The organism is Luteimonas sp. TWI596, assembly GCF_039674105.1.
In the GTDB taxonomy this organism is placed as follows: domain Bacteria; phylum Pseudomonadota; class Gammaproteobacteria; order Xanthomonadales; family Xanthomonadaceae; genus Luteimonas.
Map to the genome: position 1 here is coordinate 77,668 of NZ_JBDJMU010000008.1, position 23,523 is coordinate 101,190.

Sequence of the window (23,523 nt, forward strand, 5' to 3'; positions counted from 1 at the left end):
ATGGCCAACATCGAATGGAGCGACGGCGCCCCGATCTACCGACAGCTCAAGGAGCGGGTGATCGCGATGATGCTCGACGGGGTGCTCAAGCCCGGCGACGCGCTGCCCTCGGTACGCCAGGTCGCCGCGGAATACCAGCTCAACCCGATCACCGTCTCGCGCGCCTACCAGGAACTGGCCGACGAGGCGCTGGTCGAGAAGCGCCGCGGCCTGGGCATGTTCGTGACCGAAGAAGCCTCCCGCAAGCTGCGCACCAGCGAGCGCGAGCGCTTCCTGCACGAAGAATGGCCGCTGGTCGTGGAACGGATCGAACGCCTGGGGCTGTCGGCCCAGGACCTGCTGCAATCCATCGGCCATGGAGCCAATGCATGAACGCCGTGCTCGACGCCCCCGTCATCTCCGCGCGCAACCTCGACAAGACCTACAAGGGCACGCGCGCGCTCGCCGGCGCCAGTTTCCAGATCCCCGCCGGACGCATCGTCGGACTGATCGGCCCCAACGGGGCCGGCAAGACCACCGCGCTCAAGGCGATCCTCGGCCTGATCCGTTGCGATGGCGACCTGTCGGTGTTGGGCCGCGACCCGCGCCGCGAGCGCGATGCGCTGATGAACGATGTGTGCTTCATCGCCGATGTCGCGGTGCTGCCGCGCTGGATGCGGGTCCGCGACGCGATCGACTTCGTCGAGGGCGTGCACCCGCGCTTTGATCGCGCGCGCTGCGAGCGCTTCCTGGCCAATACCAAACTGCGCCCCAAACAGCGCGTGCGCGAAATGTCCAAAGGCATGATCGTGCAGCTGCATCTGGCGCTGGTGATGGCGATCGACGCTCGGCTGCTGGTGCTCGACGAGCCCACGCTCGGCCTGGACATCCTCTACCGCAAGCAGTTCTACCAGCGCCTGTTGGAGGACTACTTCGACGAACAGAAGACCATCGTCGTCACCACCCACCAGGTCGAGGAGATCGAACACATCCTCACCGACGTGCTGTTCATCCGCGACGGCCGGATCGTGCTCGACGCACCGATGGACGATGTCGCCGAGCGCTTCGTCGAGGTCCTGGTCGAGGCCGACCAGCTCGAAGCCGCCCGCGCCCATCGCCCGATCGACGAGCGGTCCCTGCCGTTCGGCAAGACCGTGATGCTGTTCGACAACGTGCCCGCTGCCGCGCTGGCGGCGTATGGCGAGACCCGCACGCCCGGTCTGGCGGATCTGTTCGTGGCCACGATGAAGGGAGCCTACGCATGAATGCCACCATCGAGACCGTCGCCGCGCCCGCACCTGCGCGCACGCCGCCCCATGCCACCCACCGGTTCGGGCTACTGCTGCGCCGCGAATACTGGGAGCACCGCGGCGGCATGCTGTGGGCGCCGCTGATCGCAGGCAGCCTGTCGCTGCTGCTGTCGGTGGGCCTGCTGATCACGATGATCTTCGTCGCACGCCGCCAGATCGCCAGCGGCTCGCGGATCGAGTACGAAGGCGTCACCATCAATGGGCTGGACCTGAGCGCACTGGCCAGCCAGCTCAGCGGCGACGACCTGCGCGAACTCGCCGACGGTCTCTATGCCACCCTGCTGATGTCGGCGGCCTGGCCGTACATGGTGATGATCTTCGTCGCGTTCTTCTATTGCCTGGGCGCGCTCTACGACGACCGTCGCGACCGCAGCGTGCTGTTCTGGAAGTCGCTGCCGGTGTCGGACACCGCGACCGTGCTGTCGAAGGTCGTCACCGCCGCCTTCGTGATCCCGGCAATCTCGACCGCGATCGCCATCGTCGTCATGTTGCTGTTCCTGACGGCGCTGAGCGTGGCCGCCGCCGCGCACGGCGCCAATCCGCTGCCGCTGCTGTGGGGCAACGGCATGGCCTTTCTGCTCGCCGCGCAGTTGGTCGCCGCGATCCCGGTCTACGCCGCATGGGCGCTGCCGACCATCGGTTGGCTGCTGCTGTGCTCGGCCTGGGCGCGCAGCAAGCCGTTCCTGTGGGCGGTGCTGCTGCCGCTGGCCATCGGCGCGGCCGCGTCGATGACCGGGCTGCTGCAGTTGGTGGGCCTGGACCGTCACTGGCTGTGGAACAACGTGATCGCGCGGCTGCTGCTGGGCACCGTGCCGCTGACCGGCGCGGACCTGTCGTATCTGCAGCACGCCGCGGCCAGCGGCGACCAGATCAGCAACCTGCTCAGCGTGACCGGGGTCTACGCGAACTTCACCACGCCCTCGATGTGGGTCGGCATCGTGGCCGGCGCCTTGATGATCGCGCTGGCGATCCGGTTGCGCCGCTGGCGCGAGGAAGGCTGACCACACCCTTGGGCATCCCATTTGACGACCGCAAGGAGCATCCATCCATGAAGTCCGCCGCCTTTTCCGCGCTCGCCGTGTTCGCTCTGGGCCTGTCGCCGGCCGCGTGGTCCGCCCCACCGCAGGACAGCGTCCGCGACGAGGTGCGTCGCGAGCTCGCCGACGCGCGACAGGAGATCAGGGCCGATCTCGCCAAGGCCCGCACCGAGCTGGAGACCGAGGACCTTGATGTCCGCGACAGCCTGCGGTTCGATCGCGACGGGCGCCGCAAGCGCGATCGCGACGCCAAGCTGCCGCGCGCCGCGATCACGCCGCGCGGCGACTTCCTCATCGATGACCGCGCCGTGGCCATCGACGCCCACCAACGTCAGCAACTGCTGGCCTACCGCGGCCTGGTCATCGAGATCGCACGCACCGGCATCGACATGGGCGAGGTCGCGGCGCTGGCGGCTGTGGACGCCGTGGACCGCGGCACGTTCGGGCTCGTGTTCAGCGCCCTGACCGGCAGTCTGGAGCGCCGCATCGAGCGGAACGTACGCCAGATCGTGGAACCCGGCGCACTGCAGATCTGCGCGCGCATGCCGGCGCTGCATGTCGCCCAGCAGCAGTTGGCGGCGGATCTACCCGCGTTCCGTCCCTATGCACGGCTGGAGGCCCGCGATGCCGACTCCTGCCGCGACGAGGTGCGGCGCAGCTTCGCATCGCGCTGACCCGTCCCTGGGCGACGCCTCGGCGCACGTCGCAACGTCCCCGTTCATCCCATCGCCCGCACCATCACCCGAGCACCGGCCCGGGCCAACCACAGGACTCTTGATGATGAAATCGCCTTCCGGTTCCCGCGCCTCCGCCTTCGCTTTCATTGCGTCCATGCTCGCCGCGCCGCTGGGCGCACAGGCCGACGATGCGCCGCAGTGCCGCCACAGCGAACCACGCGAAGCGGCGATGGACTTCGAGGGGATCCGCATCGTCCGTTTCGAGATCGGTCATCACACCTTGCGCGTCGAGGGCGCCGCACAGCCAGACGCGCACCTGCGCGGCCGCGCCTGCGCATCGAGTTCCTCGGCGCTGGCGTCGTTGACGGTCGATGTCAGCCGCGCCGGCGAAGTGCTGACGGTGAAGCTGGGGCGCGCGCCCACGGGCGGCTTGTTCGGCCCCCGCTATGCCTACCTCGATGTGTCCGGCCAGGTGCCCGCCGATGTGCTGGTGCAGGTCATCGCCGGTTCGGGCGAGGCCTGGGTGACCGGGGTCGCAGCGGCCAGCGCGGATGTCGGCTCGGGCGACGCCGAACTGCGGCGGATCGCCGGCCGCGCGACGGTCAAGACCAGCTCGGGCGACATCGTGGTCGAGGACGCGGGCGAGCTGAAACTGCTGTCGGTGGGCTCGGGCGACGTGAGCGCGCAAGCGATCCGCCACGACGTCGAGGTCGGCAGCGTCGGCTCCGGCGATCTCGAACTGCACCGTGTCGGCGGCGATATCCGCATCGGCAGCATCGGCTCGGGCGATGTCGAGATCCGCGACGCGTCGGGCAGCGTGCGCGTCGATTCGATCGGCTCGGGCGACCTGGATGCGCAACGCGTCGCTGGCGACCTGATCGTCTCGTCGAAGGGCAGCGGCGACGTCCTGGTGCGCGAAGTGCGTGGCACCGTCGATCTCCCGCGCAAGCGCTGACGCTTTCGCCCTCATCCATTCCAGGAGCGGGTCCATGCCTCGTTTTCTTCGCTCGAACACGCTTTCCTTGGCGCTGCTGCTCGCCTGCACCGCCGCACTTCCGGGCTGCAGCCGCGATCCCGCGATCGATGCGACCGCGACTGCGCCTGCGACCGACGAGACCACCGCAGCCGCGGCCGACGATGGCTTCGTTGCACGCACCACGCGTCGCGCGCTCCACGCGGCCCGTGCCGAACTGGCCGAGGGCAACATCGCCATCGGCGGCAAGGGCAGCGGGGGCGTCGATATCAACGGGGTCCGCGTCGGCGACAAGGACGGGCGGACCGCGCACCTGCCCAGGGCCGAGATCAGCCCGGCGGGCGACCTGTTGATCGCAGGCAAGCCTTCGGCCATCGACGCGGCCCAGCGCGAACTGCTGCTGGCGCACCGTGGACATATCCTGGCGATCGCCGATGCCGGCATCGCGATCGGCATGCAGGGGGCGCGGCTCGGTGCGGACGCCGCCAAGGGCGCCATCACCAGCGTGCTGTCGGGCAAGTCCGATGTCTTCGAGGCGCGCATGGAGGCAGAAGGCGCGCGCATCGAGGCCGAGGCGCGCAAGCTGTGCGATCTGCTGCCGCCGTTGCTCCAATCCCAGCAGACGCTGGCGAGCGCCCTGCCGGCGTTCCAACCCTACGCCACGATGACTGCCGCCGACATCGACGATTGCCGCGAGGATGTCGCCGAACACAAGGGCGCGGCGGTGGAGGCCGCAGCGGGCGAGACGACACCGTAGCCCGGTTCGGGTCACCGAGCCGATCCAAGGAAGGCGCGTCCCATGCATCCCGATATCCACCACCGCCTCGATGCGATCGAGCGCCGCCATCGTCTCGCCGTGTTCGGGCTGGGTGCCGTCTGCCTGCTGCTGGCGATTGCCTGCATCGCCCTCTGGCTGCGGTCATCGACAACCGAGCTTCCGGACCGCTTGCGGCTACGCGAACTGGTCGTCGTCGATCCGGCAGGCGTCGAGCGCGTGCGCGTCTCCGGCGATTTGCCCGATGCGGTGATCGACGGCAAACGCGTCGATCGCGGCAGCGCCGCGGCCGGCGTCATGCTCTACGACCGCAGCGGCCAGGAACGCGGCGGCTACGTGACCTGGGACGACGGCGACAACGTCGGCCTGACCCTCGACGGCCGAGAACGCCAGAGTGCGCTGTTCGTCGCCGGCCCCGACGGCGCCGCCGCACTGCAGATCTGGCACGGCGGCCGAATGCTGGACCTGCGCGCGGATGCCGACGGCGCGCGCCTGAGCCAGTCGGTCGATGGCCGCGTGCAGGTGCAACTGCCGGAAGTCGCCGCGTTGTCGGCACCGACCTGCACGCTGTTTCGCGGCGGCCTCGCCGAGGAAGTGCCCGGCGGCCTGCCGCCGGCGCAGGTGCGCGGCCTCTGCGAGGGCCGTTTCAGCGAAGCGGCCTGCACCGCGTGCCTGGGGCGCAACGACACCCCCAGGTAACGCGAACGGCCCCATCGGAAGGCGCGTCGCTGCGACAAGCCCGTGCCCCCACCCGACGCGCTGCACGCATCGCCCCCCCCCGCGCTGCGGGGGAAGGTGATCGCCTCCTGCGGGGGAATGATTGCCGCCTGTGCCGGACTATCCGCCGCCACCCGCACCCTCGTGGATGCCACCCCGGGTCAACGCGGCCGGATCGAGCAGCGCGCGCAGATCGGCGGCCGACAGTCCGCTGTCCTCCAGCGCGACATCCAGCACCGGTCGCTCCTCGTTGTAGGCGCGCTTGGCGATCGCGGCGGCCTTCTCGTAGCCGATGATCGGGTTGAGCGCGGTGACCAGGATCGGGTTGCGCGCCAGCGCGGCGTCGACGTTGTCGCGGCGGACCTTGAGGCCGGCGATCGCCTGGTCGGCCAGCAGCCGCGACACGTTGGCGAGCAACTGGATCGAATCGAGCAAGTTGGCTGCGATCAGCGGCAGCGCGACGTTGAGCTGGAAGTTGCCGGTCTGCCCGGCGACCGTGATCGCGGTGTGGTGGCCGATGACCTGGGCGGCCGCCATGACCGTCGCCTCGGGAATCACCGGATTGACCTTGCCGGGCATGATCGAGCTGCCCGGCTGCAGCGCCGGCAGCTCGATCTCGCCCAGGCCGCCGAGCGGGCCGGAGTTCATCCAGCGCAGGTCGTTGGCGATCTTGATCAGCGCGACCGCCAGCGCATTGAGCTGGCCCGACAGTTCGACCGCATCGTCCTGGGCCGCGATGCCCTCGAACTTGTCGTCGGCCGATTCGAACCGGGTCCGGGTCAGGGTCGAGAGCGCGCGCGCAACCTTGCGGCCGAACTGCGGATGGGCATTGATGCCGGTACCGATCGCGGTGCCGCCGATCGGCAGCCGGCGCAGACGCTTGAGCGTGTCCTCCAGCCGCGCCTGGGCGGAGGCCAGCTGCGAGGCCCAGGCCCCGAACTCCTGGCCGAAGGTCAGCGGCATCGCATCCATCAGATGCGTGCGCCCGGTCTTGACCACCTTCTGCAGCGACTTGGCGCGGCGCTCGATCGTGCGCCGCAGGTGCTTGAGCGCCGGCTGCAGGTCCTCGACCACCGCCAGTTGCGCCGAGACGCGGATCGCGGTCGGCACGACGTCGTTGGAACTCTGGCCGAGGTTGACGTGGTCGTTGGGGTGCACCGGTCGGCCGGCCCGCGAGGCCAGCGTCGCGATGACCTCGTTGGCGTTCATGTTCGACGACGTGCCAGAACCGGTCTGGTAGACATCGATCGGGAAGTGCGCGTCGTGCGCCCCGTCGGCGACCTCGAGCGCAGCGGCGCGGATCGCCTTGCCCAGCCGGCCCGGCAGCAGGTCCAGGCCGGTATTGACGTCGGCAGCCGCGGCCTTGATCAGGCCCAGCGCGCGGATGAAGCCGCGCGGCATCGGCCGGCCGGAGACCGGGAAGTTCTGCACCGCGCGCTGGGTCTGGGCGCCCCACAGGGCATCGGCGGGGACCTGCAGGTCGCCCATGCTGTCGTGTTCGATCCGGAACGCCGGGGCGTTCGCTGACGTGCTCATTCGTTCGGCTCCTTGGAGGAAAAGGGTCCGGCTGGCGTGGTCGCTGGCGGATGGGATGGTCCTGGGAAGGATACGCGAGCGCCATGCAGGCTAAAATGACCGCTTCGCCCGCCGCGCTCCCGTCCAATGACCGACTCCCGCACCGCCGACGCCGCCCTGCTCGCCCTGTCTCCGCTCGATGGCCGCTATGCCGGCAAGGTCGATGCGCTGCGGCCGATCTTCTCCGAGTACGGCCTGATCCGGGCGCGCGTGCGGGTGGAGATCGAGTGGCTGATCGCGCTGGGCGACGAGCCGGGCATCGCGGAATTGCCGGCGTTCGACGCGGCCGCGCGTGCGACGCTGCAGGCGCTGGCCGAAGACTTCTCGGTCGCCGACGCCGCGCGCGTGAAGGAGATCGAGCGCACCACCAACCACGACGTCAAGGCGGTCGAATACTTCATCAAGGAGCGGCTCAAGGACGATGCCGCACTCGCGCCGGCGCTGGAGTTCGTGCATTTCGCCTGCACCAGCGAGGACATCAACAACCTCTCGTATGCGCTGATGCTCAGCAAGGCGCGCCAGCATGTGCTGCTGCCCACGCTCGACCGGCTGATTGCGACGCTGCGCGAGATGGCGCACACCCATGCGGCGTTGCCGTTGCTCTCGCGCACCCACGGCCAGACCGCGTCGCCCACGACCGTCGGCAAGGAGCTTGCGAACGTCGTCGCGCGGCTGCAGCGCCAGGGCGAGCAGCTCGCGGCGGTGCCGCTGACCGGCAAGATCAACGGCGCGGTCGGCAACTACAACGCCCACATCGCCGCGTATCCGGATATCGACTGGCCGGCGTTCTCGCGCCGCTTCGTCGAGTCCCTGGGCATCGAGTTCAACCCCTACACCACCCAGATCGAGCCGCACGACTGCGTCGCCGAGATCGCCGACGCCACCCGCCGCATGGGCACCATCGGCATCGATCTGTGCCGCGACGTGTGGGGCTACATCTCGCTGGGCTACTTCAAGCAGGCACTCAAGGACGGCGAGATCGGCAGCTCGACGATGCCGCACAAGGTCAACCCGATCGACTTCGAGAATGCCGAGGGCAATTTCGGCATCGCCAATGCGCTGTTCGAGCATTTCGCCGCCAAGCTGCCGATCAGCCGCTGGCAGCGCGACCTCACCGACTCCACCGTGCTGCGCGCCTTGGGCACGGCGTTCGGCCATACCCAGATCGCGCTCGACGCGCTGCTGCGCGGACTGGGCAAGCTCAGCGCCAATCCCGAGCGTCTGGCGCAGGACCTGGATGCGGCCTGGGAAGTGCTGGCCGAGGCCGTGCAGACCGTCATGCGTCGCCATGGGCTGCCCAACCCCTACGAGCAGCTCAAGGCGCTGACCCGCGGCCAGGGCATCACCGCCGAGTCCATGCGCGCCTTCGTCGACGGCCTCGACCTGCCGGAGGCCGACAAGGCGCGGTTGCGCGCGCTGACGCCCGGGGCCTACACCGGGCTGGCCGAGCAGTTGGCCCGCGCGATCTGACCTCTGCATACGGCGCGCGCCGGTTGGCGCGACGCCGCCTGCACGCACCGCAGCGCAGGCTGCGGTCATCCAGCCCTTGCCCAGGCTTGCCCATGCGCCGCTCCGTGTCCCGCTCGGTCACCGTCCTCGCGCTGCACGTCATCGCCGCGAGCTTGGTCGCCTGCGGCGGGCCTGCCGACGATGCGACGTCCAGGCCCCGCGAGGAGGCACCGCCGACCGCCTCGGGTGCGTTGCGCGATCCGGCCAGCGGCGCCATGTGCGCCGGGCAGGATGTGCAGGTGACGCGCGACGACTTTCATCTCGTGCTCGACGGGGCCTGCGGTGAGGTCGTGGTGACCGCCTCGCGAGGCGCGATCAACGTCGACCATGCGGCCTCGCTCCGGGTCGACGGCGACCATGTCACCGTCCTCAATCGCCGCGTCGGCGACGTCGTGGTGACCGGCAGCGACAACACCCTCAACCTCACCGAGGCCGGCAACGTGCAGATCGGCGGCGACCGCAACACCGTGCTCGCGCGCAATGTCGCGTCGGTCGAGTTCGAGGGCGCCAGCAATACGGTCAACCCGAGCAACACGCCCGACGTGCACGACGACGGCCACGACAACCGCGTGCTGTAGCCCCAGCGCGCAGCGCAGGCCCGCCTCGGACGAGGCGCCGGCTGCCCGAAAGCGCCCGCCGCGTCCATGCGCGCACGCAATGCGCGCCCCCGGCCGATCACGTACGCTTGCGCGCATGAAAGCCCTCCCCTTCGAGATCGATGCCGGCCGCCACGGCCCGCTCGGCATGCCCCCTGCCCGCTTCCTGCGCGACTACTGGCACAAGCGGCCGCTGCTCATCCGCAACGCCTTTCCCGGCTTCCAATCCCCGCTGCAGCCCGAGGACCTCGCCGGCCTGGCCTGCGAGGAACTGGCACTGTCGCGATTGATCCGCCACGACCGCGCCAACGATGGCTGGCAGGTCGAGACCGGCCCGTTCGACGAGGCCATCTTCCCGGGCCTGGGCGACCGGGACTGGACGCTGCTGGTCCAGGACGTGGACAAGTGGGACGCCGACGTCGCCGCGCTGCTGCCGCACTTCTCGTTCCTGCCGCGCTGGCGCATCGACGACATCATGGTCAGTTTCGCTGCGACCGGCGGCTCGGTCGGCGCGCACGTCGATCACTACGACGTGTTCCTGCTGCAGGGCCTGGGCCATCGCCGCTGGATGATCGACGCCTCGCATTCGCTCGGCCACGGTCTGCCGTCGCAGGACTTCCGCGACGATGTCGAGTTGAAGTTGCTGCGCGAGTTCACGCCGACCCACGACTGGGTGCTCGGTCCCGGCGACATGCTCTATCTGCCACCGATGGTGCCGCATCACGGCGTGGCCGAAGATGCGTGCCTGACGCTGTCGGTGGGCATGCGGGCGCCGTCAGCCGCCGAACTGATGGGCGACTACATCGACACGCTGGCCGCCGAGGCCGACGACGCGGTGCGCTACCACGACGAGACGCTCACGCCGCCCAAGGACCCCAACGAGATCGACGCGGCGACGATGGGCCGCGTGGTCGAGGCGCTCAACGCCATCCGCATGAACGACCCCGACCGCCTGGGCGACTGGTTCGGCCGCTTCATGACCGGGTACCGCAATGCCCACCAGGTGGTCGCGGGCGAAACGCCGCCTCCGCCGGAAGAGGTCGATGCACTGCTCACCAGCGGTCGGGCGGTGTTGCTGCGCAATCCGTTCTCGCGCGCCGCCTGGCGCCGCGCGGCACGCGGCGCACGGCTGTTCGTCTCGGGCAGCGCGTTCGCGCTGTCGATCCGCGACGCCCAGCGCCTGGCCGCCGCTGCCCGCATCGACGCCGCCGACCACGCGGCGCTGTCGCCAGCGGGACGCGCCGCGGTCTACGCCCTGCTCGAACAGGGCCACTACACGCTGGCCCGTCCCGAGGACGCGTGAGCGTGCCGGCGTCGCTCCGGGTCTTTCCGATCGCGAACGACGCCGACATGGCCGCCGCGCAGGCCCTGCGCGAGCAGGTCTTCGTGCAAGAACAGGGCGTGCCGGCCGCGCTGGAGCGCGATGCGCTCGATGCGCAGTGCCGGCACGTGCTGGCGGTCGACACCGACGGCACGGCGGTCGGCACCGGCCGCCTGGCGCCGGACGGCCGGATCGGCCGGCTGGCGGTGCGCGCCGACCGGCGCGGCCGGGGCATCGGCGATGCGCTGCTGCGGGCCTTGCTCGACCTGGCGCAGGCCGACGGCCTGCCCCACACCCATCTGCACGCCCAGTTGCACGCGATGAACCTGTATGCACGCCACGGTTTCGTCGCGGAGGGGCCGCAGGTCGTCGAAGCGGGCATCGTGCATCGTGCGATGCATCGGCATGCGCAGGCCGCTTTCGCAGTGGAGGACCTGGAGACTGCGGTCGCGGCCAGCACGACGGTGATCCTGTCCGCCCGCCGCGGCCTGTGGCTGCGCAGCCACGACCTCGACCCCGGCCTCTACGATCATCCCGAGGTCCTGCGCGCGCTGCAGCGGTTTGCGACCGCCGGGCGCGGCGGCGGCGCACGCATTCTGCTGCAGGACGCGGCCGCGCTGCGGACCGGCCCGCCGCCCCTGGTGGCGCTGGCGCAGCGGTTGCCGAGCGCGTTCGCGATCCGCGAGGTCGACACCGCAGCCGACCGCGGCTTCGCCGGCGCCGTGCTCGTCAACGACGTCGGCGGCTTCGTCGTCCGACCGCTCGCGCACCGAATCGAGGGGGAAGCGGCGACCACGCTGCCTGGCCGGGCGCGCCGACTGGTGCAGGCGTTCGAGACGGTGTGGGAGCGTTCACGTCCGGCGACCGAGCTGCGCGCGCTCGGCCTTTGACCGCCACGCCCGGCACCAGCCTCGGCGCACAGGGTGCGCAGACGCCTTCGACCGCGGCACGAGGCCAGCGCATGCGGCCGCGCGGGGTGCATCGCAGCGGAGGACACGCGTATACTGTCGTGACCTCAATGGCCGCCAGATTCCGGCTTTTTCCGGCTTTCCGGCACGCCGCACCCCCCTCCCCAAAGAGTCCGAATCGCCAGACGTGGACAGTCTCCTGAAGCAGTTTGCGCAGTCGTCGCAGTTCGGCGCCAATGCCGCCTATATCGAAGACCTGTACGAGCAGTATCTCGTGGCCCCCGACAGCGTCGGGACGGACTGGAAACGGTGGTTCGACACCTTCAAGGGCCGCGAGGCCGGCGACGTGCCGCACTCGGCGGTGCTGTCGGCGGTCGCCGATGCCGGTCGCCAAGCCGCGCGCGGCGTGGTCCAGGCGCAGGCCTCGGGCGCCGGTGACGAGCGCGAACGCCATGTCGGCCGACTGATCACCGCCTACCGCTCGCGCGGCCACCTGGGCGCCCGGCTCGACCCGCTGGACATGACCCCGCCGGTCAACCCGCCGGACCTGGGGCTGCCGTTCCACCAGCTCACCGAAGCCGACCTCGACGACGAGTTCAGCACCGGCGGCGTGGGCGGCCAGCCGCGCATGAAGCTGCGCGACCTGCTGGCACTGCTCAAGGCGACCTATGCCGGTCCGATCGGTGCCGAGTTCATGCACATCCCGGACTTCGAGCAGCGCAACTGGCTCTACACCCGGCTAGAGAATGCCGGCGGCCGGTTCGCGCGCAGCCCCGAGGAGAAGAAGCGCATCCTCGAGCGGCTGACCGCGGCCGAGGGCCTGGAACGCTATCTGCACACCAAGTACGTCGGCCAGAAGCGCTTCTCGCTCGAAGGCGGCGACGCCCTGATCCCGCTGCTCGACAACGTGATCCAGCGCGCCGGCAAGGACGGCGTCAAGGACATCGTCATCGGCATGGCCCACCGCGGCCGCCTCAACGTGCTGGTCAACACGCTCGGCAAGAATCCGCGCCGGCTGTTCGACGAGTTCGAAGGCAAGTTCGAGCACCAGGACGACGATCGCGCCCACACCGGCGACGTGAAGTACCACATGGGCTTCTCGGCCGACCTGGCCACGCCCGGCGGCGCCGTCCACCTGGCGCTCGCGTTCAATCCCTCGCACCTGGAAATCGTCAACCCGGTGGTCGCCGGCAGCGTTCGTTCGCGCCAGCACCGCCGCCGCGACACCGAGCGCAAGGTCGTGCTGCCGGTGCTGCTGCACGGCGACGCGGCGTTCGCCGGCCAGGGCGTGAACATGGAGCTGTTCCAGATGTCGCAGGCCCGCGGCTTCGCGGTCGGCGGCACGGTCCACGTGGTCATCAACAACCAGGTCGGCTTCACCACCAGCGATCGCCAGGACGCGCGCTCCACGCTGTACTGCACCGATGTCGCCAAGATGGTCGGCGCCCCGGTGCTGCACGTGAACGCGGACGATCCCGAGGCGGTGGTGTTCTGCGCCGAACTGGCCTACGACTTCCGTCAGACCTTCGGCAAGGACGTGGTCATCGATCTGGTGTGCTACCGCCGCCACGGCCACAACGAGGCCGACGAACCGGCGGCGACCCAGCCGCTGATGTACCAGGTGATCCGCAAGCACAAGACGCCGCGCGAGCTCTACGCAGCGCGACTGGCCGCCGAGGACGTGCTCGCCGAGGCCGACGCCAAGGCGATCGTCGACCGCTACCGCGACAAGCTCGATGCCGGTGAGGTCACCGTGGAGCTGGCCGACGCCAAGCCGTCGGACTACGAACTGACGATCGACTGGGATCCCTATCTTGCCGGCCGGCTCAGCGACACGCTCGACACCCGGGTGTCGGTCGACAAGCTCAAGGCGCTCGCCAAGACGATCACCACCCTGCCCGACTCGGTGCACCTGCACCCGCGCGTGGCCAAGATCTACGAGGACCGCCGCAAGATGGCCGCCGGCGAGCTTCCCGGCGACTGGGGCTTTGCCGAGAACCTCGCCTACGCGACCCTGCTCGATGCCGGCAACCGGCTGCGGCTGGTCGGCCAGGACAGCGGCCGCGGCACGTTCTTCCACCGTCACGCGGTGCTCCACGACCAGCAGGACGGCGAAGACTACATTCCGCTGCGCCAGCTGGTGAAGAACCCCGAGGACGCCACGATCATCGACTCGCTGCTCAGCGAAGAGGCGGTCATGGCGTTCGAGTACGGCTACGCCTCGTCCGAGCCGGGCACGCTGTGCATCTGGGAAGGCCAGTTCGGCGACTTCGCCAACGGCGCCCAGGTCGTCATCGACCAGTTCCTGTCCTCGGGCGAAGCCAAGTGGCAGCGTCTGTGCGGCCTGGCGCTGTTCCTGCCGCACGGCTACGAAGGCCAGGGTCCCGAGCACAGCTCGGCCCGCCTGGAGCGCTTCCTGCAGCTGTGCGCGCTCGACAACATGATGGTCTGCGTACCGACCACGCCGGCCCAGGCGTTCCACATGATCCGGCGCCAGCTGTGCATGACCACCCGCAAGCCGCTGGTCGTCATGACGCCCAAGTCGCTGCTGCGCCACAAGCTCGCCGTGTCGACCCTCGACGAGCTCGCCAACGGCGAATTCCAGCATCTGATCCCGGACAACGACGCCGCTCCGGCCAAGGTCAAGCGCGTGGTCGTGTGTTCGGGCAAGGTCTATTACGACCTGCTCGAAGAAGCCCGCAAGCAGTCGCTGGACCACGTCGCGCTGGTCCGCGTCGAGCAGCTCTATCCGTTCCCGCGCGCGCTGCTGACCGCCGAGCTCGAACGCTTCTCCAAGGCCACCGAGGTGGTCTGGTGTCAGGAGGAGCCGCAGAACCAGGGCGCTTGGTACCAGATCAAGCACCACCTCGAGTTCTGCTCCGGGCCCAAGCAGTCGCTGCACTACGCCGGCCGCGCGCGCTCGCCCTCCCCGGCCGTCGGTCACTTCAACGACCACGTCGCCGAGCAGCAGCAGCTCATTGCCGACGCGCTGGTCAACGACCTCGCCGGCAAGGTTCTGTCCGAATAGTTTCCGATCGCATCCCCACATTCCACGCTTTTCCCAGGAAGCCACATGGCCACTGAAATCAAAGTCCCGGTCCTGCCCGAATCCGTGTCCGACGCCACCATCGCCACCTGGCACAAGAAGGCCGGCGATGCGGTCAGCCGCGACGAGAACATCGTCGATCTGGAGACCGACAAGGTCGTGCTCGAAGTGCCCTCGACCGTCGATGGCGTGATCAAGGAGATCAAGTTCGAGGAAGGCGCGACGGTCAACAGCCAGCAGGTCATCGCGATCATCGAGGAAGGCGCCGCCGCGGCCGCGCCGCCGGCCGCCGAGTCGGGCAATCAGGACAAGGAAGCCCCGGCTGCCGGCGCCGAGCAAGTGCAGTCCAAGCCGCAGGCCAAGCAGGCCGACGACAAGGCGCCGTCCTCGACCAAGCCGCAGTCGGTCTCCGGCGACAAGACCGCCGACCTGCCGCCTGGTGCGCGCTTCACCGCCCAGAGCCAGGGCATCGACCCGTCGCAGGTCGAAGGCACCGGCCGCCGCGGCGCGGTGACCAAGGAAGACCTGCTCAACTACGCCGCCGGCAAGACCCCCGGCGTGTCGGGCGGCGCCCGTCCCGAAGAGCGCGTGCCGATGACCCGCATCCGCAAGCGCATCGCCGAGCGCCTGATGCAGTCCAAGGAATCGATTGCGATGCTGACCTCGTTCAACGAGGTCAACCTGGGCAAGGTGATGGCGCTGCGCAAGGAGCTGGGCGAACAGTTCCAGAAGGAACACGGCATCAAGCTCGGCTTCATGAGCTTCTTCGCCAAGGCCGTGGCCAACGCGCTGCAGCGCTACCCGATCGTCAACGCCTCGGTCGATGGCGACGACATCATCTACCACGGCTACGCCGATATCTCGATCGCGGTCTCCACCGACAAGGGGCTGGTCACGCCGGTGCTGCGCAACGTCGAGCGCATGGGCTTTGCCGAGATCGAACAGGGCATCGCCGACTACGCCAAGAAGGCGCGCGACGGCAAGCTGGGCCTCGACGACCTGCAGGGCGGCACGTTCACGATCACCAACGGCGGCACCTTCGGCTCGCTGATGTCCACGCCGATCGTCAACCCGCCGCAGTCGGCGATCCTGGGCATGCACGCGATCAAGGAACGCGCGATCGTCGAGAACGGCCAGGTCGTCGCCGCCCCGATGATGTACATCGCGATCTCCTACGACCACCGCATCATCGACGGCAAGGACGCGGTGCTGTTCCTGGTCGACATCAAGAACCAGCTGGAAAATCCGCACCGCATGCTGCTCGGGCTCTAAGCCCGTTGCATGCGATGCCGTGATTGGGGATGCGTGCGTGGTGATGCCGGCCCGTGGCTGTTGAAAGCCCAAGACCGGATCGCCCCGCGCATCGGGCCTGGGCCCTCCCCATCACGAATCCCCCATCACGTGAGCGAATGAAATGAGCGAACAGCAGAAATTCGATGTCGTCGTCATCGGCGCCGGCCCGGCCGGCTACCACGCCGCCATCCGCGCCGCGCAGCTGGGCATGAAGGTCGCGTGCATCGACGCCGCGCTCGGCAAGGACGGCAAGCCGGCGCTCGGCGGCACATGTCTGCGCGTGGGCTGCATCCCGTCGAAGGCGCTGCTCGATTCTTCGCGCCAGTTCTGGAACATGGGCCACATCTTTGGCGACCACGGCATCAGCTTCAAGGATGCCAAGATCGACGTCGGCGCGATGGTTGGCCGCAAGGACAAGATCGTCAAGCAGTTCACCGGCGGCATCGCGATGCTGTTCAAGGCCAACAAGGTCACGCCGTTCTACGGCTTCGCCACGCTCCACCCCGACCGCGTGGTGAAGGTGAAGCAGCACGACGGCGCGGAGATCGAGCTGACCGGCACGAATGTCATCATCGCCGCGGGCTCCGATTCGATCGAGCTGCCGTTCGCGAAGTTCGACGGCGAGACCATCGTCGACAACGTCGGCGGCCTGGACTTTACCGAGGTGCCCAAGCGCCTGGCGGTGATCGGGGCCGGCGTCATCGGTCTGGAGCTGGGCAGCGTCTGGAAGCGCCTGGGCAGCGAAGTCACGATCCTCGAAGCACTGCCCGACTTCCTCGCCGCCGCCGATGCCGAAGTCGGCAAGGCCGCGCTCAAGGAATTCAAGAAGCAGGGCCTGGACATCAAGCTCGGCGCGAAGGTCTCCAAGACCGAAGTGACCGGCAAGGGCAAGAAGAAGGAAGTCGTCGTCAGCTACGCCGACAAGGACGGCGAGCAGTCGATCACCGTCGACAAGCTGTTGGTCGCCGTCGGCCGCAAGGCCGCCAGCCAGGGCCTGCTGGCCGAAGGCACCGGCGTGAAGCTGACCGACCGCGGCCAGATCCAGGTCGACGACCATTGCCATACCGGCGTCGACGGCGTCTGGGCGGTCGGTGACTGCGTGCGCGGCCCGATGCTGGCGCACAAGGGCTTCGAGGAAGGCATCGCCGTCGCCGAACTCATCGCCGGCCTGCCGGGCCACGTCAATTTCGACACGATCCCGTGGGTCATCTACACCGAGCCCGAACTGGCTTGGGTCGGCAAGACCGAGCAGCAGCTCAAGGCCGAGGGCATCCCGTACAATGCCGGCAGCTTCCCGTTCGCCGCCAACGGCCGTGCGGTCGCGATGGTCGAGCCGGCCGGCTTCGTGAAGGTGCTCGCGCACGCCGAGACCGACCGCGTGCTGGGCATGCACTTGGTGGGGGCCAATGTCTCCGAGCTCGTACACGAAGGCGTGCTGACGATGGAGTTCAAGGGCTCGGCCGACGACCTGGCGCGGATCTGCCACGCGCATCCCTCGCTGTCGGAAGTCGTCCACGACGCCGCGATGGCCGTCGACAAGCGCGCGATCCACAAGGCGAACTAAAGCGCCCTCGCCTTGCCCCGGAAGGCTCCGCTTTGGCGGAGCCTTCTGCTTTCCGGCCCGGCCCCGCAGATGCGGCCCTGGCGATCACCTGCAAGAGGACACCCTCGCATGAAATCGATCTGCGTCTATTGCGGCTCCAACTCCGGCAGCAAGCCCGTCTACGCCGAACGCGCGATGGCGTTGGGCGATCGCATTGCCCGCGACGGGCTGCAGCTGGTCTACGGCGGCGGCAACGTCGGCCTGATGGGCACGGTGGCCAATGCGGTGCTCGAGGGCGGCGGCTCGGTCACCGGCGTCATCCCCAAGCAGCTCGCCGACTGGGAGGTCGCGCACCGCGGCCTCACCCAGCTGGAGATCGTCGACTCGATGCACGCGCGCAAGATGCGCATGTTCGAGCTGTCGGACGCCTTCGTCGCCCTGCCCGGCGGCTTTGGCACGATGGAAGAGATCTTCGAGATGCTGACCTGGCGGCAGCTGGGCATCGGCAACAAGCCCTGCGCCTTCCTCGATATCGACGGCTTCTATGCGCCGCTGATCGGCATGATCGACCGGATGGTCGATGAGCGGTTCCTGCATCCCGACCAGCGCGCCGACTTGTGGTACGGCGACGACATCGACGCGATGCTGGCGTGGATGCGGGGGTATACGCCGGCGCGGGCGGAGAAGTGGATCGATGAGAAGCGGCGGAGTGCGTTGAAGTAGCACCGCATCGCTTGACGTGGTCGGACCAAGCGTCTGGTGGACACGCCGGCCCACATGCGCGCGCCAGCTCAGATGAACAGCGACCGGGCCGATGTCTGGGCCCACACGACGACGCGCTGGCGACTGGAATGGCAAACGGATCTGCCATGACGTCGCTGCAGACGACGCCGGGTTGAGAAGGGCGCGACTGAAGACTGCGCCATAGCACGCCCGCGCCAGTGCTCCGATCCGCATCTGGCGAACACAAGTCGGGGGCCTGGCCAGGCCTGGCGCACCACCAGCGACTCGAACACCTCGGTTCGAGTCACGATGACGGCGTTAACCGGCCAAGCGCAGATGCAGCAAGGGGAAACGACGGCCCTCGCCATCAAGAGGGGACCGGCCGGTTTGAACAAACCCGTAATGCAAATAGAACCCGACCGCTTCGGGGTTCTGCTCGTTCACATCCACCGTCATGTCACGACGCGACCCGCGGGCATGATCCAGCAGCGCGCGGCCAATTCCTCGCCCTCGCAGATCCGGCTCGATGAAGAGCATTTCCACGTGGCTTTCATTGAGCCCGATAAACCCTAGCGGTCTGCCCTCGACATCGACCGCCACCCACAATTCAACGGCAGGCAGGTAAGCATCACGGACCTGAGGCAGCAAGGCCGCTATATCGGATGCTTGCAAGAACAGGTGCGTGGCGCGAACCGAGCGCAGCCAAATGCTGAGCAGGTGCGGATGGTCGGCGTCAGTCGCCTGACGAATGGTCATGATCTTTTCACACCGGATATTGGACGCCACCTTCGCGATCAAAGCGTCGCCGAACGCGGACGTGTCATGACGCGTGGCGACGCGCCAAACTAGCGGGCGCCCTTGGTGTCGCCAGGTGCGCTTTCGCCGGAGAAGGCATCGCGCAGCGCCTCGTAGGCGGCCGTCTGCGCGGCGCTGCGCGGCGGCGGCGCCTGGATTTCGAGCTCGACGAGCTGGTCGCCCGCAGGCGCGCCGGCCGTGCCCGGCAGGCCTCGGCCTCGCAGCCGCAACTTGCGGCCGGCTTCCGAGCCCGGCGGGATCTTCAGTTCGACGCGGCCGCCGAGCGTCGCCACGCTCAGTGTCGCGCCGAGCGCCGCATCCCACGGCGCGATCGGCAGCGAATGGATGATGTTGCGGCCATCGACCTCGAAGTCGGGATGCGCCGCGTACTCGATCTCCAGCAGCAGATCGCCGCCCTGCTGGCCTTGCCCGGGCAGACGCACGACCTGGCCCGGGCGGATGCCCTTGGGAATGCGCACGTCGAAGGTCTTGCCCAGCACGGGCACACGGACGCTGTCACCGCGATAGACCGTCTCCAGCGGCACCGCCAGCCGCGCGCGCGTATCGCCCCGCGGCGCCGGCCCGCGGGCACCGGGGCCGGCATGGCCGCCGACACCGCCGGCGCGCCGGCCGAACAGTTCCTCGAAGAAATCGCTGAAGCCGCCGCCGGCGCCGCCACCGGCGAAAATCTCGTCGAAATCAACGCCGCCCGCCCCTGCGCCGCCGAAGCCGCCGGGGGGCGGTCGGACCTCGTCGCCGGGACGGTAGCCGCGCGCGCGCAGCTGATCGTAGGCCTTGCGCTTCTCCGGGTCGCGCAGCGCCTCATAGGCTTCGTTGATCGCCTTGAAGGTCTCCTCGGCGCCCGCCTCCTTGCTGACGTCCGGGTGGTACTTGCGCGCCTTGCGGCGATAGGCGGTCTTGATCTCCGCATCGCCGGCATTGGGCTCGACGCCGAGAATCTCGTAGTAGTCCTTGAATTGCATGTGGGGAGTTCCGATGCGGCGCGCACGGCGCCGCGACAAGGGAAGTCGTCGAATCCAGGAGCCGGATGCGACAGCGGCCCGCAGAATACCTGCAGGCCGCCGTCTCCGTCTTCATCGTGCCGCGCCGGTGCGCGGTGCGATCCCTGCGCCCGCTCAGGCCTGCGTCACAGCCTGGGTCCCGGTGTCCTGGGCCGCGCCGACCTGGATCCGTCGCGGCGTGGTCTCGGGACGCTTGGGAATGCTGATCTCCAGCACGCCGTTGTGGCCGGTCGCGGTGATCGCATTGGCATCGGCGCTGTCGGGCAGCGAGAAGCGACGGTGGAACTGTCCGGTCGCACGTTCGATGCGCGAGAACCGCGGTTCGCTCCGGCCAGCTTCGGCATCGCCAGCAGACTCGCCGCCGACATGGGGCCGGCGCTCGCCCTTCAGGCTCAGGATGCCCTTGTCCATCCAGATCTCGACGTCCTGCGGATCGATGCCCGGCAGGTCGGCCAGGATCACGAACCGGTCGCGCTCTTCGTGGATGTCCACGCGCGGGACCCACTGGCTGGTGACGACCGACGACTCGTCCTGGGCATCGCCGCCCTGCACGAACTGGTCGAAGAATCGCCGCATTTCATCCTGGAACGTCGCACGCCCGGCGAAGGCCGGCTGGCGGGCGACAGCACGATAGGCTTCATGTCGCATGGAGTGGCTCCGTGTTGAAAAGCGGCCCCGTCGGCCGCGATGTCCGAAAATTGGGGAACGGGCCCGACGCTTTCAAGAGCGCTCGCATCGACGCCACGCGCGAGCGGATAGACTGCGTTCACCCTGTTGCTTGCGAGCCCCCCATGACCATCCAGATCGGCGACGCCATCCCCGAAGTCACCCTCAAGCACATCCACGACGGCGTGCGCGTCATCGACACCCCGACCGTGTTCTCCGGCAAGCGCGTACTGCTGTTCGCCGTCCCCGGCGCATTCACGCCGACCTGCTCCGAACGCCACCTGCCCGGCTTCGTCGAACACTTCGAAACGTTCCGCGGCCGCGGCATCGACGTGGTCTGCATCGCCGTCAACGATCCGTTCGTGATGCAGGCCTGGGGCGAGAGCGTCGGGGTGCCGGACGGGCTGCAGATGCTCTCGGACGGCAATGCCGACTTCGTGCGCGCGCTCGGCCTGGAGATGGACGCGACCGCCTACGGCATGGGCACGCGCGCCAAGCGCTTCGCGCTGTACGCCGACGACGGCGTGGTGCGTCATCTGTTCGTCGAGGCCCCGGGCGAGTTCAAGGTGTCTTCGGCCGAGCACGTGCTCGCGCATCTGGACTGAAGCATCCATCGACGTCGCCGCCGGTAGCGCCGACCGCCGCTACGGCGCCACGTGGAAGGCGACGCTGCGCCAGGCGCCATCGTCGGCGAGCGCGGTCAGTTCGTGGCGGCCGGGGGTTTCGAACTCGGTGCGCAGCCAGCGTGCGCCCTGGGTTTCGCCGATCCAGCGTCCGTCGAGCAGCCACTGCACGCGCGACTCGGTGCCCAGCGCCCGCAATTGCAGCCGCACGCCATGCGCGCTGCCCGGTGGCGGCACCAGGGTCACGCCAGGCTCCAGGCCCTCGATATGCAGGGCGGCGACGGTCTCGCGGCCGTCGGGCCGGCAGTCGGGTGCCAGCGCAGGCAATTGCGAGGCCCGCCGCGTGGCCGCGGGCAGCCAGGGCGAGACCAGGGCCGGCCAGCGCGCGATCTCGCGTGATGCGCGCGGGTGCGGGGCCTCGCACTCGGCCGACAGCCGCTGCCCGCTGCGCGGGTCGATCTCGAAGCGCAGCCGACCTGCGCTCCAACGCCCTGCATCGCGCTCGGCGAACGTTGGCGGCACATTGCCGTCGAGGGTCCAGGCGGTCAGCCGACGCTGGCACAGCGGGGCGGCCTGCGTGTCGGCCGCAGTGCCCAGCGGCCAGCAGATATCGAGTTCCCGCACGTTGCGCGGCGGCGGCACGCGCAGCGCGTCGCCCCGCCCGCGCGGGAGGCTGTCGACCGTCTCGAGCAGCAGCGGCAGCGCAGTGATCGCGCCGTACTGTCCCGGCAACGGCGTGCCGTCGGGACGCCCCACCCAGACACCGACCGTGTAGCGATGGGTGCCGCCGATCGCCCAGGCATCGCGATAGCCGTAGCTGGTCCCGGTCTTCCAAGACACCCGCGGCCGGTCGCCGGTGTCGAACGTGTCGGCGCGCTCGCCCGGCCGATCGGCCGCTTCGAGGATTTCGCGCACGATCCAGGCCGCCCCCGGCGACAGCAGTCGGCGGTCGCGCAAGGCCGGGCCCGGGGTATAACGCACGCGCCCGGCGATGCCATCGCGATGCAACGCGGCATGGGTGCCGACCAGTTGCTCGAGCGTCGCGCCGGTGCCGCCCAGAATCAACGACAGGTTCGGCACCGCGCCGCGCGGGAACCGCAGTGTGACCCCAGCATTGTCGAGCCGCGCGGCGAAGCGCGCCGGACCGACTCGGTCGAGCAGGTCTACCGCCGGCACGTTCAACGACAGGCGCAACGCATCGGCGGCCGCGACCGGCCCATTGAACGCGGCATCGAAGTTGCCCGGGCGATAGCCGCCGAACGACTGCGGGGCATCGACCAGCAGGCTGGCCGAGTGGATCAGCCCATCGTCGAGCGCCATGCCGTAGAGGAACGGTTTGAGCGTCGAGCCGGGCGAGCGCCAGGCGCGCACCATGTCGACATGGCCCAACCGCGCACGATCGCCGAAGGCGACCGAGCCAACGTAGGCCAACGCCTCCAAGTTGCGATTGTCGACCACCAGCAGCGCCGCGGAAGTGCGCTCGGGCAACTGCGAGAAGTAGCTGGCGACCCGCTGCTCGAGCATGCGCTGCAGACCGATGTCGATCGTCGAAACGATCCGCGCCTGCCCGGGATGGGCGGCCCGCAGCCGCTGCGCGAGCAACGCGGCGTGCAACGGCGGCCGCAGGCTGCGCGCCACGACTGGTTCGATCTTCGCATCGTCCACCTCTGCGCGCGTCCACACGTCCAGCGCGACCATGCGCTCGAGTACCTTGTCGCGCGCCGTGCGCGCCGCCTCGGGTGCGCGGTCGGGGCGCAACCGACTCGGCGCCTGCGGCAACACTGCCAGCAACGCGGCCTCGGCCCGCGACAACCGCGCCGCCGGCTTGCCCAGATACGCCCAACTGGCCGCCTCGACCCCCTCGATGGTGCCGCCGAACGGCGCGCGCGTGAGGTACAGGGTCAGGATCTCGTCCTTGGACAGATGCGCCTCGAGCTGCAATGCCCGCAGCAGCTGCACCAGCTTGCCGCGCAGCGTCCGCCCGCGTGCAGGCTGCGGATCGAGGATGCGCGCGACCTGCATCGTCAGCGTCGAACCGCCCGACACGATCCGCCCGCCCCGCGCCCATTGCCAGGCCGCACGCGCCATCGCCAGCGGATTGACGCCCGGATGGCGCTGGAACCAGCGATCCTCGTAGCCGAGCAGCGCCTGCAGGTAGTACGGCGACACGCTCTGCGGCGTGGCCGGGTGGCGCCAGACCCCATCGGCATCGGCGAACGCGCGCAACGGCGTGCCGTCGCGCGCGACCACCAGCACGCTGGTGTCGTCGCGTGTGGGCAGTTGCGGCGGGAATGCCAGATCGAGTGCGAGCAGCGACAGCAGCAGCGCAACCGTTCCCCAGCGCAGCCCACCCAGCGCGCGGCGCCACCAGAGCTGGCGCGCCGCCGTCCCACGCGCAGGCGGATTCACGCCAGCCATCGCACAGCGCGCGCCGC

General features: G+C 69.2%; 21 protein-coding genes. 16 read left to right on the plus strand and 5 right to left on the minus strand.

From position 1 onward, the window contains the following. The 7 genes from ABE487_RS08145 (at position 1) to ABE487_RS08175 (ending at position 5,450) form a co-directional block, all read left to right on the plus strand. On the plus strand, positions 1-372 hold the full coding sequence (locus ABE487_RS08145; protein ID WP_346444331.1) for a GntR family transcriptional regulator: 372 nt from the start codon (positions 1-3) through the stop codon (positions 370-372). Next, positions 369-1,244 (plus strand): ABC transporter ATP-binding protein, encoded by an 876-nt coding sequence (locus ABE487_RS08150; RefSeq protein ID WP_346444329.1) that lies wholly within the window; start codon positions 369-371, stop codon positions 1,242-1,244. Before ABE487_RS08145 ends, ABE487_RS08150 begins: the two co-directional genes overlap by 4 nt. Continuing rightward, on the plus strand, positions 1,241-2,290 hold the full coding sequence (locus ABE487_RS08155; protein WP_346444328.1) for a hypothetical protein: 1,050 nt from the start codon (positions 1,241-1,243) through the stop codon (positions 2,288-2,290). Before ABE487_RS08150 ends, ABE487_RS08155 begins: the two co-directional genes overlap by 4 nt. After that, a complete protein-coding gene (locus ABE487_RS08160; protein WP_346447722.1) occupies positions 2,215-3,000 on the plus strand; it encodes a hypothetical protein in 786 nt (261 codons plus the stop codon). The genes ABE487_RS08155 and ABE487_RS08160 overlap by 76 nt, the downstream gene beginning before the upstream one ends. Before the next feature lie 106 nt (positions 3,001-3,106). Further along, positions 3,107-3,958, plus strand: coding sequence for a DUF4097 family beta strand repeat-containing protein (locus ABE487_RS08165; RefSeq protein ID WP_346447724.1), 852 nt, complete (start codon positions 3,107-3,109; stop codon positions 3,956-3,958). 34 nt (positions 3,959-3,992) lie between these two features. After that, positions 3,993-4,733, plus strand: coding sequence for a hypothetical protein (locus ABE487_RS08170; protein ID WP_346444325.1), 741 nt, complete (start codon positions 3,993-3,995; stop codon positions 4,731-4,733). A gap of 42 nt (positions 4,734-4,775) precedes the next feature. Further along, the gene (locus tag ABE487_RS08175; protein ID WP_346447726.1) at positions 4,776-5,450 is read left to right on the plus strand and encodes a hypothetical protein; all 675 of its coding nucleotides are present in this window, start codon (positions 4,776-4,778) and stop codon (positions 5,448-5,450) included. A gap of 138 nt (positions 5,451-5,588) precedes the next feature. Here ABE487_RS08175 and ABE487_RS08180 read toward each other — a convergent pair whose 3' ends face one another. Beyond that, the gene (locus ABE487_RS08180) at positions 5,589-7,004 is read right to left on the minus strand and encodes a class II fumarate hydratase (protein WP_346447727.1); all 1,416 of its coding nucleotides are present in this window, start codon (positions 7,002-7,004) and stop codon (positions 5,589-5,591) included. Positions 7,005-7,130: 126 nt separating this feature from the next. On the opposite strand from ABE487_RS08180, the gene purB reads away from it, so the two are divergent. From purB to ABE487_RS08220, 8 genes are all read left to right on the plus strand, one after another. Further along, a complete protein-coding gene (purB, locus tag ABE487_RS08185) occupies positions 7,131-8,513 on the plus strand; it encodes an adenylosuccinate lyase (RefSeq protein WP_346444322.1) in 1,383 nt (460 codons plus the stop codon). A 92-nt stretch (positions 8,514-8,605) separates the two neighbouring features. Further along, positions 8,606-9,130, plus strand: a complete 525-nt coding sequence (locus ABE487_RS08190; protein WP_346452887.1) for a DUF3060 domain-containing protein — start codon at positions 8,606-8,608, stop codon at positions 9,128-9,130. Positions 9,131-9,245: 115 nt separating this feature from the next. Continuing rightward, positions 9,246-10,451 (plus strand): cupin domain-containing protein, encoded by a 1,206-nt coding sequence (locus tag ABE487_RS08195; RefSeq protein ID WP_346444319.1) that lies wholly within the window; start codon positions 9,246-9,248, stop codon positions 10,449-10,451. A 2-nt stretch (positions 10,452-10,453) separates the two neighbouring features. Then, a complete protein-coding gene (locus ABE487_RS08200) occupies positions 10,454-11,359 on the plus strand; it encodes a GNAT family N-acetyltransferase (protein ID WP_346444318.1) in 906 nt (301 codons plus the stop codon). A 205-nt stretch (positions 11,360-11,564) separates the two neighbouring features. Further along, the gene (locus ABE487_RS08205; RefSeq protein ID WP_346451473.1) at positions 11,565-14,405 is read left to right on the plus strand and encodes a 2-oxoglutarate dehydrogenase E1 component; all 2,841 of its coding nucleotides are present in this window, start codon (positions 11,565-11,567) and stop codon (positions 14,403-14,405) included. A gap of 45 nt (positions 14,406-14,450) precedes the next feature. Further along, positions 14,451-15,695, plus strand: coding sequence for a dihydrolipoyllysine-residue succinyltransferase (sucB, locus tag ABE487_RS08210; RefSeq protein ID WP_346451474.1), 1,245 nt, complete (start codon positions 14,451-14,453; stop codon positions 15,693-15,695). Between the two features lie 142 nt (positions 15,696-15,837). Further along, complete coding sequence (gene lpdA, locus ABE487_RS08215) at positions 15,838-17,280, plus strand: dihydrolipoyl dehydrogenase (protein ID WP_346451475.1); 1,443 nt, start codon at positions 15,838-15,840, stop codon at positions 17,278-17,280. 108 nt (positions 17,281-17,388) lie between these two features. Next, positions 17,389-17,982 (plus strand): TIGR00730 family Rossman fold protein, encoded by a 594-nt coding sequence (locus ABE487_RS08220; protein ID WP_346447730.1) that lies wholly within the window; start codon positions 17,389-17,391, stop codon positions 17,980-17,982. A 318-nt stretch (positions 17,983-18,300) separates the two neighbouring features. On the opposite strand, the gene ABE487_RS08225 is transcribed toward ABE487_RS08220, so the two are convergent. From ABE487_RS08225 to ABE487_RS08235, 3 genes are all read right to left on the minus strand, one after another. Continuing rightward, a complete protein-coding gene (locus ABE487_RS08225; protein ID WP_346444308.1) occupies positions 18,301-18,738 on the minus strand; it encodes an acetyltransferase in 438 nt (145 codons plus the stop codon). A gap of 89 nt (positions 18,739-18,827) precedes the next feature. Further along, a complete protein-coding gene (locus ABE487_RS08230; protein ID WP_346444307.1) occupies positions 18,828-19,760 on the minus strand; it encodes a DnaJ C-terminal domain-containing protein in 933 nt (310 codons plus the stop codon). A gap of 153 nt (positions 19,761-19,913) precedes the next feature. Further along, the gene (locus ABE487_RS08235; RefSeq protein ID WP_346444416.1) at positions 19,914-20,375 is read right to left on the minus strand and encodes an Hsp20/alpha crystallin family protein; all 462 of its coding nucleotides are present in this window, start codon (positions 20,373-20,375) and stop codon (positions 19,914-19,916) included. A gap of 215 nt (positions 20,376-20,590) precedes the next feature. On the opposite strand from ABE487_RS08235, the gene ABE487_RS08240 reads away from it, so the two are divergent. Then, positions 20,591-21,070: a peroxiredoxin gene (locus tag ABE487_RS08240; RefSeq protein ID WP_346444306.1), complete on the plus strand. Its 480-nt coding sequence runs from the start codon at positions 20,591-20,593 to the stop codon at positions 21,068-21,070. A gap of 39 nt (positions 21,071-21,109) precedes the next feature. Here ABE487_RS08240 and pbpC read toward each other — a convergent pair whose 3' ends face one another. After that, positions 21,110-23,443, minus strand: coding sequence for a penicillin-binding protein 1C (gene pbpC, locus ABE487_RS08245; protein ID WP_346451494.1), 2,334 nt, complete (start codon positions 23,441-23,443; stop codon positions 21,110-21,112). Between the last annotated feature and the right edge of the window lie 80 nt (positions 23,444-23,523).

Coding starts and splice junctions, on each gene's coding strand:
- ABE487_RS08145 (WP_346444331.1), top strand. CDS start 1: ATGGCCAACATCGAATGGAGCGACGGCGCCCCGATCTACCGACAGCTC.
- ABE487_RS08150 (WP_346444329.1), top strand. CDS start 369: ATGAACGCCGTGCTCGACGCCCCCGTCATCTCCGCGCGCAACCTCGAC.
- ABE487_RS08155 (WP_346444328.1), top strand. CDS start 1,241: ATGAATGCCACCATCGAGACCGTCGCCGCGCCCGCACCTGCGCGCACG.
- ABE487_RS08165 (WP_346447724.1), top strand. CDS start 3,107: ATGAAATCGCCTTCCGGTTCCCGCGCCTCCGCCTTCGCTTTCATTGCG.
- ABE487_RS08170 (WP_346444325.1), top strand. CDS start 3,993: ATGCCTCGTTTTCTTCGCTCGAACACGCTTTCCTTGGCGCTGCTGCTC.
- ABE487_RS08175 (WP_346447726.1), top strand. CDS start 4,776: ATGCATCCCGATATCCACCACCGCCTCGATGCGATCGAGCGCCGCCAT.
- ABE487_RS08180 (WP_346447727.1), bottom strand. CDS start 7,004: ATGAGCACGTCAGCGAACGCCCCGGCGTTCCGGATCGAACACGACAGC.
- purB (WP_346444322.1), top strand. CDS start 7,131: ATGACCGACTCCCGCACCGCCGACGCCGCCCTGCTCGCCCTGTCTCCG.
- ABE487_RS08190 (WP_346452887.1), top strand. CDS start 8,606: ATGCGCCGCTCCGTGTCCCGCTCGGTCACCGTCCTCGCGCTGCACGTC.
- ABE487_RS08195 (WP_346444319.1), top strand. CDS start 9,246: ATGAAAGCCCTCCCCTTCGAGATCGATGCCGGCCGCCACGGCCCGCTC.
- sucB (WP_346451474.1), top strand. CDS start 14,451: ATGGCCACTGAAATCAAAGTCCCGGTCCTGCCCGAATCCGTGTCCGAC.
- lpdA (WP_346451475.1), top strand. CDS start 15,838: ATGAGCGAACAGCAGAAATTCGATGTCGTCGTCATCGGCGCCGGCCCG.
- ABE487_RS08220 (WP_346447730.1), top strand. CDS start 17,389: ATGAAATCGATCTGCGTCTATTGCGGCTCCAACTCCGGCAGCAAGCCC.
- ABE487_RS08225 (WP_346444308.1), bottom strand. CDS start 18,738: ATGACCATTCGTCAGGCGACTGACGCCGACCATCCGCACCTGCTCAGC.
- ABE487_RS08230 (WP_346444307.1), bottom strand. CDS start 19,760: ATGCAATTCAAGGACTACTACGAGATTCTCGGCGTCGAGCCCAATGCC.
- ABE487_RS08235 (WP_346444416.1), bottom strand. CDS start 20,375: ATGCGGCGATTCTTCGACCAGTTCGTGCAGGGCGGCGATGCCCAGGAC.
- ABE487_RS08240 (WP_346444306.1), top strand. CDS start 20,591: ATGACCATCCAGATCGGCGACGCCATCCCCGAAGTCACCCTCAAGCAC.